General features: G+C 48.2%; 19 protein-coding genes and 1 other RNA gene. 18 read left to right on the top strand and 2 right to left on the bottom strand.

What is annotated here, in order from left to right; translation table 11 throughout:
* Positions 1 to 235: 235 nt before the first annotated feature.
* Both ADA01nite_RS12775 and ADA01nite_RS22610 read left to right on the top strand, forming a co-directional pair.
* The gene (locus ADA01nite_RS12775) at positions 236 to 679 is read left to right on the top strand and encodes a MarR family winged helix-turn-helix transcriptional regulator (protein WP_146810434.1); all 444 of its coding nucleotides are present in this window, start codon (positions 236 to 238) and stop codon (positions 677 to 679) included.
* A 3-nt stretch (positions 680 to 682) separates the two neighbouring features.
* Entirely contained in the window at positions 683 to 1,018 is a 336-nt protein-coding gene (locus tag ADA01nite_RS22610; protein WP_246147326.1) for an MFS transporter, read from the top strand.
* 509 nt (positions 1,019 to 1,527) lie between these two features.
* Here ADA01nite_RS22610 and ADA01nite_RS12765 read toward each other — a convergent pair.
* Complete coding sequence (locus ADA01nite_RS12765; protein ID WP_170230267.1) at positions 1,528 to 2,223, bottom strand: helix-turn-helix domain-containing protein; 696 nt, start codon at positions 2,221 to 2,223, stop codon at positions 1,528 to 1,530.
* A gap of 185 nt (positions 2,224 to 2,408) precedes the next feature.
* Between ADA01nite_RS12765 and ADA01nite_RS12760 the strand changes: the two genes are divergently transcribed.
* The 14 genes from ADA01nite_RS12760 to ADA01nite_RS12700 all read left to right on the top strand — a co-directional run bounded on the left by ADA01nite_RS12760 (position 2,409) and on the right by ADA01nite_RS12700 (position 10,549).
* A complete protein-coding gene (locus ADA01nite_RS12760) occupies positions 2,409 to 2,723 on the top strand; it encodes a hypothetical protein (RefSeq protein WP_146810430.1) in 315 nt (104 codons plus the stop codon).
* A 145-nt stretch (positions 2,724 to 2,868) separates the two neighbouring features.
* Entirely contained in the window at positions 2,869 to 4,980 is a 2,112-nt protein-coding gene (locus tag ADA01nite_RS12755; protein ID WP_146810428.1) for a Mu transposase C-terminal domain-containing protein, read from the top strand.
* A 20-nt stretch (positions 4,981 to 5,000) separates the two neighbouring features.
* A complete protein-coding gene (locus ADA01nite_RS12750; RefSeq protein WP_146810426.1) occupies positions 5,001 to 5,723 on the top strand; it encodes an AAA family ATPase in 723 nt (240 codons plus the stop codon).
* A 15-nt stretch (positions 5,724 to 5,738) separates the two neighbouring features.
* Positions 5,739 to 5,984 (top strand): hypothetical protein, encoded by a 246-nt coding sequence (locus tag ADA01nite_RS12745; RefSeq protein ID WP_146810424.1) that lies wholly within the window; start codon positions 5,739 to 5,741, stop codon positions 5,982 to 5,984.
* The gene (locus ADA01nite_RS12740) at positions 5,974 to 6,282 is read left to right on the top strand and encodes a hypothetical protein (protein WP_146810421.1); all 309 of its coding nucleotides are present in this window, start codon (positions 5,974 to 5,976) and stop codon (positions 6,280 to 6,282) included. The genes ADA01nite_RS12745 and ADA01nite_RS12740 overlap by 11 nt, the downstream gene beginning before the upstream one ends.
* A gap of 13 nt (positions 6,283 to 6,295) precedes the next feature.
* Positions 6,296 to 6,439, top strand: a complete 144-nt coding sequence (locus ADA01nite_RS22090; RefSeq protein WP_170230266.1) for a hypothetical protein — start codon at positions 6,296 to 6,298, stop codon at positions 6,437 to 6,439.
* Positions 6,417 to 6,833 (top strand): phage protein GemA/Gp16 family protein, encoded by a 417-nt coding sequence (locus ADA01nite_RS12735; RefSeq protein WP_146810419.1) that lies wholly within the window; start codon positions 6,417 to 6,419, stop codon positions 6,831 to 6,833. The genes ADA01nite_RS22090 and ADA01nite_RS12735 overlap by 23 nt, the downstream gene beginning before the upstream one ends.
* Before the next feature lie 157 nt (positions 6,834 to 6,990).
* Entirely contained in the window at positions 6,991 to 7,311 is a 321-nt protein-coding gene (locus ADA01nite_RS12730) for a DUF6809 family protein (RefSeq protein WP_146810417.1), read from the top strand.
* A gap of 4 nt (positions 7,312 to 7,315) precedes the next feature.
* The gene (locus tag ADA01nite_RS12725; protein WP_146810415.1) at positions 7,316 to 7,900 is read left to right on the top strand and encodes a hypothetical protein; all 585 of its coding nucleotides are present in this window, start codon (positions 7,316 to 7,318) and stop codon (positions 7,898 to 7,900) included.
* 30 nt (positions 7,901 to 7,930) lie between these two features.
* Positions 7,931 to 8,263, top strand: a complete 333-nt coding sequence (locus ADA01nite_RS12720) for a sigma factor-like helix-turn-helix DNA-binding protein (RefSeq protein WP_146810413.1) — start codon at positions 7,931 to 7,933, stop codon at positions 8,261 to 8,263.
* A gap of 116 nt (positions 8,264 to 8,379) precedes the next feature.
* On the top strand, positions 8,380 to 8,694 hold the full coding sequence (locus ADA01nite_RS12715; protein ID WP_170230265.1) for a Mor transcription activator family protein: 315 nt from the start codon (positions 8,380 to 8,382) through the stop codon (positions 8,692 to 8,694).
* 5 nt (positions 8,695 to 8,699) lie between these two features.
* Positions 8,700 to 9,320 (top strand): hypothetical protein, encoded by a 621-nt coding sequence (locus ADA01nite_RS12710; protein ID WP_146810410.1) that lies wholly within the window; start codon positions 8,700 to 8,702, stop codon positions 9,318 to 9,320.
* A 127-nt stretch (positions 9,321 to 9,447) separates the two neighbouring features.
* Positions 9,448 to 10,152: a hypothetical protein gene (locus ADA01nite_RS12705; RefSeq protein WP_146810409.1), complete on the top strand. Its 705-nt coding sequence runs from the start codon at positions 9,448 to 9,450 to the stop codon at positions 10,150 to 10,152.
* 187 nt (positions 10,153 to 10,339) lie between these two features.
* Complete coding sequence (locus ADA01nite_RS12700; protein ID WP_146810407.1) at positions 10,340 to 10,549, top strand: hypothetical protein; 210 nt, start codon at positions 10,340 to 10,342, stop codon at positions 10,547 to 10,549.
* Here the strand turns inward: ADA01nite_RS12700 and ADA01nite_RS12695 are convergent.
* Positions 10,528 to 11,055 carry a hypothetical protein gene (locus ADA01nite_RS12695; RefSeq protein ID WP_146810405.1) on the bottom strand — a complete coding sequence of 176 codons (528 nt, stop codon included), beginning with the start codon at positions 11,053 to 11,055 and terminating at the stop codon, positions 10,528 to 10,530. The two genes, ADA01nite_RS12700 and ADA01nite_RS12695, sit on opposite strands and share 22 nt — an antisense overlap.
* Positions 11,056 to 11,226: 171 nt before the next feature.
* Between ADA01nite_RS12695 and ADA01nite_RS12690 the strand changes: the two genes are divergently transcribed.
* Positions 11,227 to 11,295, top strand: an RNA gene (locus ADA01nite_RS12690) — hammerhead ribozyme type II.
* Positions 11,296 to 11,312: 17 nt separating this feature from the next.
* Entirely contained in the window at positions 11,313 to 11,669 is a 357-nt protein-coding gene (locus ADA01nite_RS12685; RefSeq protein ID WP_146810403.1) for a hypothetical protein, read from the top strand.
* The last annotated feature ends 207 nt before the right edge of the window (positions 11,670 to 11,876 follow it).

Genomic DNA, 11,876 nt, shown 5'->3' with positions numbered 1-11,876 from the left:
AAAAAACACCTTCATCTTTGCGAAATTTGCAGGCAAGAGCGCTCGCAGCCTTACGAGTAATGAGGATGGCTATCCAAAAGTAACATACCGTTTTCGTTATCGGTATGCTTGATTTCATGGTGTATTACAATGCCACGATAGCACGATGACATGCTTGTTGAATTTAAACCATTTGACACATGTAAATGCTTTGAATATAATTGCTATAGCAATTATATTCAAAGAAGGGATGTTATTGAAACTCGATGATTCTATCGGATTTATCCTAAATAATGCCGGACGGAAGGTAAGTCATCTTCTTTCGATACACTTCCACCCTTACGGCATTACTCTGGAACAATGGACTGTGTTAAATCGATTAGCGGAACAAGACGGCATCAACCAAAAAGAACTTTCTAAACGGGTAGGAAAAGATCAAACAAATGTAACAAGAATATTGGATCAATTAGAACGGAAAGGATTAGCCAGAAGAAAGCCAAACACAGAGGATAGAAGATCATTTTTAGCTGTAATAACAGATGAAGGAAATGCATTAAACCAGAAGCTCATCCCTATCGAACAAGAAGTGATAAAAACTGTACTCAGCGGTTTATCCAAAAATGAAATTGCTCAATTCAGAGAAATCCTAAGAAAGATAACGGAGACCGCAAACATGCAAATAGAAGGACTGGAGAGATAGAGATTGAAAAATCAACCATTATGGAACCGCAATTTTTTAGCTGTTTGTTTTAGCAGCTTTTTTTTGTTTATGACGTTTTATACCCTAGCCGTTACACTGCCTATGTTTGCCACAGATACGTTAAGAGTCGATGAAAAGCAGATTGGCCTGGTCATGACTGTTTTTGTCGTAGCTGCCGTACTCTTTCGCCCTTTAGCTGGCAAATGGGTGTTGTTTTGTAATACTAAAAATAATACATACCTCAATTTTTTTCCCGTTCCACCCCGTTATTCACCGTTATTTCTCGTTCCATCTACACCCCGAATAAACCCAATAAAATCAAGGCATGTGAGTGTGTGAGTGTGTAATCCGTGGGCATGTTTGAATGCAGCATGAAGGCTGAGATGTACGGGGCAGAAGGACATTATTATTCTCGAAATTGAAAAACCATCTCGAACAACCTCAAAACGCCGAGAATCCCTTATGTATCAAGGATTTCGGCGTTTTTTTGCGATATAAACAGGTGGGACGTCGCTCAATCCTCGAAATGCCGGATATGTTAATGCGAGAGCCATACATGACATCAAGGCTATATGCAGAAAACGCTGATACGACGCGGTTTTCAATAGTTTTCATTTTATTTGCAGGTGGATAAATTTGCGATTTCGGCAATAATAATGACTTGTTTAAGCTCAAAGCAATTGAACAAACGACAAGTTTCAAAGAATTTTGTTCAATTGCCCATGTACCAAGGGTTTTGAGCCTCATCTTGCACAAAAAAACTCAGACAATGTGCTTTACATTTTTTCCAGTTAATAAATGTAAATTTTACTTTTTGTTGCGCGTAAGACTCCCAAGATCACTTACAATCATCTATCTTCAGGCTCCCCTATAAATACTGGAAAAACTTCTTCCACTTGCTTTCTAATCCACTTTTTTTCTTTCTCATTAGCATTTCCCCATATTCTTTTAAGAGTAGCGATCAATTTCAAAAAATCATTTTCATCTTCTTCGGGAAATTCTTCTCTTCTCCTTTGAACAGCCATAACTAATGCTTCCGTCCCTTTTCCTGGAATACCTAGGAGTAAATAATCTATTGTAGTCTCCAGTGTCTCCGAAAGGGCAACTAACTGATCTACGGATGGAAGTGTTTTTCCTTTCTCAATTTCCGAAATAGAACTCTGAGATAAGTTTAAGCTTTGAGCTAATTGTTTTTGTGAAAGGCCTTTTGCTTTCCGAGAAAGCTTAGTCCGCTCTCCAATTTTATCAGAATATTTCTGAACTTCACTTTCAGTTAAGTCAGTCAACCTTGATATGATTGTTTCTTTTGATTTGAATGCCTGAACTTGAGTTATCAGATCCTGGACGTTTCCTTTAACCAATAACTCCGCACTGATACCAAATCCTACGCAAACTCTAATTAAAGTCTGCACAGTAGGTTTTATCCTTTCGGTTTCCAAACTACTCAAATTACTTCTGGACATGTTTAACAGTCTGGCGAAGGCATCTTGACCATAGTCCAAGTATTGTCTCAAAATTACAAATTTCGCTTCTTGATACTGCATGGAAACCGCTCCTTTTATCGACTTTAAAAACAAAGACGACTCCAATTCCAATAAAATGTGCATAATAATGTTTACAAGACTGTAATATCGATATATAATATTAACAAAAGCTTCTATGCCTTTATTATATCGAAACCACTGTCATTTTAAACCCACTACCTACAAAAAAAAGAGGAGAGGATGTAATGACGGGGCAACAGTCGCATGAGTTAATTTTGAATCAACTGTCAGATTTACAAAAGGAGGTGAAAAACATTCGATTAACTTTCGTCGGTGGCGGTAACATTCCCGGCATTCACGACAATCAACTAAAAATTAAACGTCTTGGCTCACGACCATCCAAAATTGAACGTCTTGGGGCCTCTGAGCGTGTAGTTGATATGTACAACCAAGGATACACCCTTCGGGAAATTGCTGATGCAATCTCTTCAAATCAAATTCGTGTTTCGCATGTGTCTGTACGAAATTTCATTCAAAAGGTCAGAAATGCTTCATCATGAAAATGTCCACTAGGAAGGTGATAAAAAAGAAAGAGTGCCCCCCACCTGCCAGTGTAAGCACTCTCTCAAACAGAATTTTTCGCACCTTCATTTCCCCTCTATTGTAAATGGAAAAGATTTTTTTGTGAAGAGGGTGACAGTAAAAGTGATAAAAACATATATCCCGCTCGATGATGCTGCACGTTACGAGGGTGTTGGTTACTACACTTTGTATAGAAAGATTTCTCGCAATCCCGAAGCCTATGATGTGAAAAGGGAACCAGCGGAAAACGGCGGGAAGGAGCGTATATTCGTCGCAGTATCCTGCCTATCGGTCAAGGCGCAGCGTGCCTACAACGCCGATCTTGACCCCGGCAAAGATGTCCGGGAGGCCATTATCCACTCGCGAACATCGGACACGCCGCCGTGGTACATGGAAGTAGACCCTGCTGATTTCGTACTCCAGCACCGGGACAAATATCACAAGGCGCTCGATCTGAAAGACCTGATTGAGGAATACACCAAGGAATGGCATTTAGCGGAACACAGCAGCGAACGGCGGCAGCTTGCGATCCAATACGCCAAACGTGCCGGATTCAGCGAATCACACTTCTACAAGAAGGTGCAGGATTACCGCGAGGGTTTGGCATGGGCGCTAAAAAGAGCGCAGGAAGACGGAGCCGATCATTCGTATCTGGCGGTCTTGGCGCTCTGTCCCGAGCCGCGAGAGAAAAACAAGTTCCCGTCGCTCACGCCCGAAATGAAAGCTTTTCTTGAAAACAAATGCTTCGACGAGGACTTATCCAAGAATAATGTTCCCATGACGCTCATTTACGACATGTTTAAGCGGGAGGCCGACGTGAAGGGATGGATCATCCCCTCCTATCATGCCGTGCGGCGTTATCTCAATCTGGTCAAGCGAAAGTATCGCAGCGCCAAGTATTTGGCGGAGCATGGCAAAAAGGAATGGAAGCGGAACATGATGCCGAAAGGCCGACGCGACACCAAATCACTGAAAGTCATGGAATGGGTAATGGGCGACGCTCATGCTTTCGACCTCTGGGTAGAAGTGACGCGCGCCAACGGAAAGAAAACGGCGATCAAGCCGTGCCTGGTCGGCTGGATGGATGTTCGCTCCCGCGCTCTGGTCGGCTACAGCCTATGCGAGGTACCGGATGCGCTCGAAATCAAAAAGAGTATCATCAACATGATTTACCCGAAGGCCGATCCAGACGTTCCCTTCGAAGGCGTGCCGCTGAACATCCTGATCGACAACGGCAAGGAGTTCACCGCCGAATCGTTAGGAGGTCGGAAACGCGTCGAGCGAGTCTATGTGGAAAGCGACATACAAGGCTTTTACCGGGAAATCGGCATCGCCGATGATTGGCGCTCGTTGCCGTTTCAACCCTGGGACAAAGCGCAGATCGAGCGTTTCTTCGGCACGATCTGTACGCGCTTCTCCAAGCGTTTCCGCTCATACACCGGAACGCTCACAGGCTCCAAGACGGCGGGGAAAATCAAAAAGGACATCAAGAAGATGCTCGACAAGGGCGAATTGCCTACCTTCGAGCAGTTTGCCGAAGAATTCGCCCAATGGCTCAAGGAAGACTACCACGTTCGCGAGCATGGCGGCTTGAAGGAGCAGGGCGATGAGTGGCTGACGCCGATTGAAGTCTACCTGAACGCCGAGCGTTACATCAAAGCAGCGCCGCCGAAAGACTTTTCCGACAAGCTGCGACTGGAACGGGAAATCGCGCACGTCTACAATACCGGAATTCTGCGGAACAAGCACCGGTACTATCATCCCGCATTGCGAAACTACATCGGCGAAAAAGTCGAGATTCGGTATGACCGCCATAACGTCGCGGTGCTCCATGTCTATGATCGGGAAACCAATCTGGAGATTTGCGAGGCCGTTTGTGACGAACTGCTTCAATTTGAAAATGGCGTGGACAGCAAGAAGCTGCGGCAACTTCATAAAGAGAAGCAAAACCGGGCGCTGAGCGAGACGGAGCAGGAGTTAGACCTGTTGCAATTGCCGTATGAGGAGCGGATCAACCTCGCCCATGATAAACCGTCGGTCGGCCCCAAACTGAAAGAAGGCAATCCGAGCGTCACCAGCTTGCCGACAAACAAAGCCTACCGTCAGGAACGCGCCCATCAGCGTACAGAGAAACAGCGCGAACGCGAAGAAGACAGGATTCGAGAAGAATATATGAAGCAACAGGCAAAGGAAGCGCTCGCCAGAATTGCCCAAGCCAATGCAAGCAACGAATAAATGCCTAGGAGGAATGCGAAATGCCGGAAATTTATTTGCTCAAACCGGAAAACGCCTTGCTGGAAACCAAAGATGCCTGCGACGTATTGGCCGCATGCAGCGACTGCCAAACCAATCGCAAGCTGGGTGTCGTGATCGGCCCATCCGGGTACGGAAAGAGCCATGTATTGAAGCAATACGCGCAAGCCAAGCATGTGTACTATATCGAAATCAAAGAAGGGATGGGCGTCAAAGACATCCTTCGGGCCATCGAACTGCAACTGGATATTTACCCTTACGGTGCGCCTGTCTATGAACGGATTCTGATGATTCAATCGCGATTTCGGGAGCATAAAGATTCCCTGTTGATCGTGGACGAAGCGGATAAGCTCATTGCCCCCTACTCACTCAAGAAGATGGAAATATTGCGCGGGATGTACGACTCCGGAAGCGTGGGCATCGTGATTGCCGGGGAACCCGGATTGGAAAGGATGCTCAAAAAGCAAATGGAGCGCTTCGCCAATCGGGTAGGATGCTACGTTCGCTTAACGGGTTTGACGCGCAAAGAGGTCGAGAAATACGTGAGCGGCTATGTGGTTGAGCCCGAAGCAATGGAAGAGCTTGTCGATCGGGCAACCAACAAGCGAAACGGCTGCTTCCGGTTGCTGGCCCGAACAATGAACAACGTGTCCAAACTGGTGAAGCCGGGCGAACCCGTGACACTCGACGTGATTAAAGCAGCCAGCAGCATGATGATGTTGTGAGAGGAGAGAACCGCCATGACGAAAACGCTGATCAAAGAATTTGTCCATACGCGGGTTGGGGATATCCTCCTCTCCCCTTCCGCCTTTCGCCGGATTTACGAGGAAGAGAAAGCGGCAGGCAATAACGTGACTTGGCTCCCCGGACTGGTACTGATGCAGCTTGAGGACGGCGAAGTGCATCATGTCTGGAAGGACGGCAACATTGTCGTTCAAATCTATGCGTATACCGACCAGAAGGAGGCGCTTCGACATGTGGTTTGATCACTATGATACGGATTGGGAAATCAATCTGCTCGCATTCGACGAGGACGGAAGACGCCCCGAAGACTTGTTTGACGGTTTCTATCGAACCGCTCACCGAGAAGGACGAGAGTGTGCGCAATTCACCATCATGCCAAAGAACTCAAATTTGTGTATCGTGCAGATTCGTATTTTCCCGGACGGAAAAATAACCATCGAAAGCCACCCGAGCGTGTTTATTCGTATTCTGTGGAACAAAAAGCAGATCATGATCACTTGCGCCGAATGGGAGGATACAGGAGATCGATTCTATATCTGAGGAGGAACCCGGCATGAATCAGCTAAGCGACCTTTTCACCCTTCAAGAAAGCATGGCTATCTTGTTCGACGCCGATGCCGTTGATCGGCGGGACTGGTTGGAACGCATCACCCCGGCAGAATTGGAGTGGTACTATGCGAACGGATACATCCAATAAAACGCCGCCGCAACTGCTCAAGAAAATATGGGCGTTGGCGAAGGAAGTCGGCATGGATGAGGATAGCGTGAGGGCGATCACGCAACGCATGACCGGGCAGGATCGTCTGTCGGCCCTAAGCAAGGCAGAAGCCTGCCTGATCATCGACGCCATCAACGTGTATGCGGGAAAAGCAAAGTCCAGGCCGAGGAGTCGCATTTCCAAGGGGCAGCATTGGAAGATCAAGCAATTGGAAAAGGAGTTGGGATGGGCGGACGACCCCGCCCATTTGCGAAACTTTATTCGCAAATATTACAAGGTCGATCATATCGATTGGTTGACGCCGAAACGCGCCTCCGATCTGATCGAATCTTTAAAGAATGTACTGGCCCGACAGCAAAATAAGCACGGCTGAAAAAACGCTCTCTACGCCCTTTTTTATCCGGGCGGGTATAAAACCATTCTTCCGTCCGTAGAGGGCCGTTATCACGCGTGATAACGCGGTTTCCGAACGTGCTGGCTGGATGGTCAGGCTAGAAGTTCAAATGTTCAGGGGAAGGAGACATTCTCGCATGGAAACGGCAATGGAATTTTTCAATAGACAAAAGGCGGATATCTTGATCGCGATCTGCAATCACATCGAGCAGCGGCTGCTGTCCGAAGCTCCCTATCAAGCTTTGAAGAAAAAATTCAGTCAAACCTATGATCGAATCGAGGCGGCGCTGCCAGCAGAGCAAAAGCAACTTCTGGATGAACTGTATGTGGCCGAAGCGCAAATCGATGACTTGTTCAAAGAAGCGTTGTTTCTCCGTGGTATGCAATATGGCGCAAATTTGGCGGCGTTGCTTCGTTTTCCAGAAGCCTTGGACTATCCACACATTGAAAGGGCGTGAGAGTATGGGTATTAACTGGAATCATTTGATCTATGATGCGCGCGAGGAAGCCCAAACGCTGGCATGTCAAGGCGATCGGTATAAACAAGCCGCTGCGGAAGTGAGCAGTCTTGAACATGAAGTGAAGACCTTGCTGCCAGATGACAAGCGGCATCTGTTGACGAGACTGTCCGACGCGGATACGACCATGCATGCGGAATACGAACGGGCGTTGTATATGGTCGGCGTGCAGCACGGTTACGAGTTGGCGAAATTCTTGAACTGTCAAACGCTCGCACGAGCGATTCAAACGGAAAATCTCACGAATACACCGTCTGAAATTTCAGCCGAAGATGTGATGTTTGCCATGGACGAGCAAATTAATACCTGCCTGCAAAGAGATCAGGCATACACGACAGCCAGCCAACGAGCAATGGAATTGTTCGATACGATAAAACGCGATCTCCCAGCCGACAAGGTGAAATTACTCCTCGAATTGGACAACGCATTCGCAGAGAAAGAAGCGGAGAAAACAAAAATTTACTATGCTGTCGGTTTGCGTCACGGCAATGGATTAAAACGGCTCCTTTCTCCCGCCGCGACTTCTTGAGGATATTGACACAAAGGAGGGACGCGGAACTTGGGAAATCTGAGGGATGAGTCATGCCGCGAGGCGGAACGGTGGATTCAAGCCTATCCCCAATGGAAGAAGAACCTGCCGCGCTCCCGAGATTTGTTCAATTATCACGAGTTTGACCGTGTAGAGAGAATCGAGCAGGTGCTTCGGGAACTGGGCGAAGAAGAACGGAAGCTGCTGGAGATGATCCAGCAGGGAAAGTCTTATGTTGCGATCAGCATGGCCTTGCATATGAGCGAGGCGACGGTATGGCGGGCAAAAGTCCGATTGATGAAAAAATTATCCGAAGGCTTCGGCATTGTTCCGTCACAGACGAAAGAGAGGGCGATGATCTAACCCTCTCTTTTTTTGTTTTCATATTGAAGGTCGGGGCGCACGAATATGTCATACAATCGATTACAGAAACGGACGCATTGCACTTCAAAATAAAATAAGTCGAGGTGAGCAAACAGGTGTACGAAATTGATTTCAGCCCGGTCATCAAGGAATCACAGCCCGACGACTTACCGAGACCATATAACGACATCGCTCGGGTGATCGGAATTGAGAATGCGTTGAAGCTGGCGTTTCATTTTGGCGGCACTTATCAATATTTGCCGAAGTACAGCAAGGCGACAATAACACTTCTCAAACGTCTGATGCCAATCGAGTTTAAAAGAGGGTTGGACTATAAGGATATTGCCCGGAAGTTTGGTGTATCCGAATCGTTGGTGCGAGTGAGTCTCTCTGACAATAAATACAATTTGCAAAGCAAAGGAGCGAAATAAGAACGATGTTTACCGTACAACCGAACAAAAAGCTGGAGGAATTATACGCGCTGGACAAGCGGATCGCGGAGCAGCGGAACGCCTGGAACGATCGGCAAAGCGAACTGAATCAACAGATCGCTTCTTTGAAAGATCAATTGCATGAATGCCTCCTGCGAGAAGGCAAAGGGGAAGCTTCCAACTATAACGAAGTGGAACGCCAGTTGAAGATTGCCGAAGCCCAATTGAAAGAGTTGAAGCGGCAAATGGCCGCCGCCGAACCGGAATGGCAGGAGCTTGAACTCGAACTGCTGCAAGCTGCTGAAAAAGAAGCCCAGTCGTTTATAGACAACGAATGCGCGAAAGAACATGAGCGGATCGTTCAGGAACTGCTTCATCTCAAGGTGCAATACAACGAGCTTCTGAAAGAACTGGGCCGTGTTTATGGCGTGGCATGGATGAAACACGAAGAACGAGAGGACATTTTGATGCGCAAGGACCCGGGCCGGGAACGTCAGCGCGGAGGTTCTTATACCCGCTTTGAGCTTCGCCCATCGTCCGAATACTTCATTACAGGCATGGAAGTATACGGCTCGGATAAACCGTTCTACGATGGTTATCGCGAAGCCCGCGGCTTGAACGGTTAAGGGTTGCACAATGAAATGGTATGAGATTTTTCGTTCTGGCCGTTATGAACCGCAGGGGAGCTTTACAGAGAACGAACTCCAACAGATCGTAAACAATTACGATCCAGTTCAGTTCAAAGCGCCCATCGTGATCGGCCATCCCCAAGAAGAAAAACATGTTTACGGCTGGATCAGCGGTTTGAAGCGAGTCGGCGGGAAGCTGCTGGCGACCTTCGCCGATGTGACGCCCGAATTTGCCTCTGCCGTCAATGCCGGACGTTATAAAAAGGTTTCGGTTCGGCTGCGGAACACAGATCGCGGATGGACGCTCCGACATGTCGGGTTCCTTGGCGCGGCGGCTCCCGCTGTTGAGGGATTGCAACCAATTGAATTTGCCGAACACGGCAGCGTATACGTTGACCTTGATTTTATCGGAGAAGAGAGGAGGGAACCGGGATTGTCGAACGAGGAATGGAACGAGCGGCTGCGAAAAGCGTTGCAACGCGAACGCGAGATAGCGGCATTTATCGCTGCTCACGAGGGAAAGCTTCCCCCTGCCCTTCGGCATGGGTTGGCTGAGTTTATGTCAGCCTTGCCCGACGAACGAACGGTCGAATTTTCGTCCGATGGCGAGCGCGTTCGAATGTCGCCGCTTGATTTTTTCAAAAATCTCATATTGGAACTCATGGAACGGGGCGGATTTCTCCCCGTTGACGAAAAAGAACAGCTCGGACTTGTCGCAGGCGACCGAATTGATACGGAGCGGCTGGAACTTCATCAAAAGGCGAAAGAGTTCGCTGAACGAAATTTTTGCAGCTACGAGGAAGCGGTCTGGGCCATCACATCGCGTTAATGATGCGGAGGACGCCCCTGATCGGGGCGTCGTTGGGTCATGCTTCCTCTGCCTGTTGATAGCAGGATGAGAAAGGCAGGTGAGAACATTGTTCCAAGCAATTCGGATGCATTTTCGCCGCCAGAAAGCAAAATGTTCTCCGCAGCCTGCGAACATTGAGGCCGTTTATTACAGGCGGATTCGCTGGATGACTTGGATCAGCTTGCTCTATTTGTTTACGGCAACGATCGCTTTCTGCTTGAACATCCTCGATATTGAGCAAGCGATCTCCCAACGCCAGGAATTGCGAAAAAGCCAGCAACTCAATCAACGCTATGAGCAGTTGATCGAAAAACAGAACCGCGAACTGCAAGTTTTGCGGGAATGGGTGGAACGTCATTCGGTGCCGCTGAAATGAGCGAAAAGTTCCCGTAGGACGAACGTAAACTTTTCCTGAATAGCCGGTAACAATTCCGGGTGGTTTTTGAGCAAGGAGTCCGTCGTGCCGATAATGGTGAACAATGCGCTGATCAGGGTCGCCCAAACTACGACGCTTTGCATTGAATCGGGACGATTTGCTTGAAGCGTCGAGGGCCATTCCTTTTCAATTGCCGGCACGTAGCTTTCCAGTTCAAGCGCAACCTCACGAAGTGGTTCTTGAATTGATTGCGGCAGTTCGACTTCCTCGTCATCATCAATGGGGAGCCGGATGATCTGCTCCAGCGCACGCCCCCATTCGTTTAAGCCTGGCGGGAGGCTTTGGAGCGCCATACGGATTTGCTCCACCTTCCATTGCTGCGCGCGGGCCGCCTCAATTAAGGGGATTTGCCATCCGGAGATCGAAAGCGGTTGTCCATCTGGAAGTCGAGGGATTCGTTCCATCAATCGCTGAATCCGCCGAATGTTATCAAAATGGTCATGCATCTGCTTCCCTCCCTTCTTTCTGCTAGATGAGTCAGGACAATTCTCTGTATTCGACAAAAGGGAGAAAACCCCTACAAAGAGTGGGGACGATTGTTCAAAACTTGCAAACGGAAGAGAAACAGGCGAGCCGCAATACGGATGAACTGAAAGAGGCGTGTTGCAAGCGTAAATAGCCGAAACGCTCCTGATCGGAGCGTCGCGGAGGGATTGGCCTCCCCCGCCTGATGATGGCAGGCCAGAAAGGTGGTGAACAAGCTGTGAATCGCGAACAACTTCGCGCCTTGGCCAAGGAATATACAAGACATCAAGGCGGCGTGTTTAACCTGCAAGGCGATGACGCTGAGACTTGCCTCCTGATTGACATCATTGCCCGGCTGCTTGTTGATTGCCAAGTGAGCGTAGGTCGCGCAATGTACATTTTGGATGAGGCCAAGAAGGACATTGCCAATCACTCCGTATGCAATATAGAAGCTGGGGATGTCGAGTCGCTGTGTCGACGGCCATCCATTTCCTCCCACTATTATTTAATGTTTTCTCGCGTTTTCTCACTCGTTTTTAGATTTTCAACCATCGACCATCCTGAAAGATGGAGAAGTCATGTAGCTATGACATAATTTTCTGGAGGAGCCGGAGGCGGGAATAGAGGTTGGGACGCTGTTCCCAATCTATGGATGAGTCGTATGACCGCACTCTGGATATCCACTCTATTCCCCCGACGGCTTACCCTCCTATGTCACGCTGGGTCTTAGCCCTTACATTCCTTCGTTCTGCCTCTCGAGGTGTGGACGCCGTTTCCTTGCTCCTTTACTGGGTCGTTGCCC

Origin of the sequence: Aneurinibacillus danicus (genome assembly GCF_007991215.1) — a bacterium.
GTDB lineage: Bacteria > Bacillota > Bacilli > Aneurinibacillales > Aneurinibacillaceae > Aneurinibacillus > Aneurinibacillus danicus.
The sequence above is the reverse complement of the archived record's forward strand: the minus strand, read 5'-3'. Positions and strand labels throughout refer to the sequence as shown.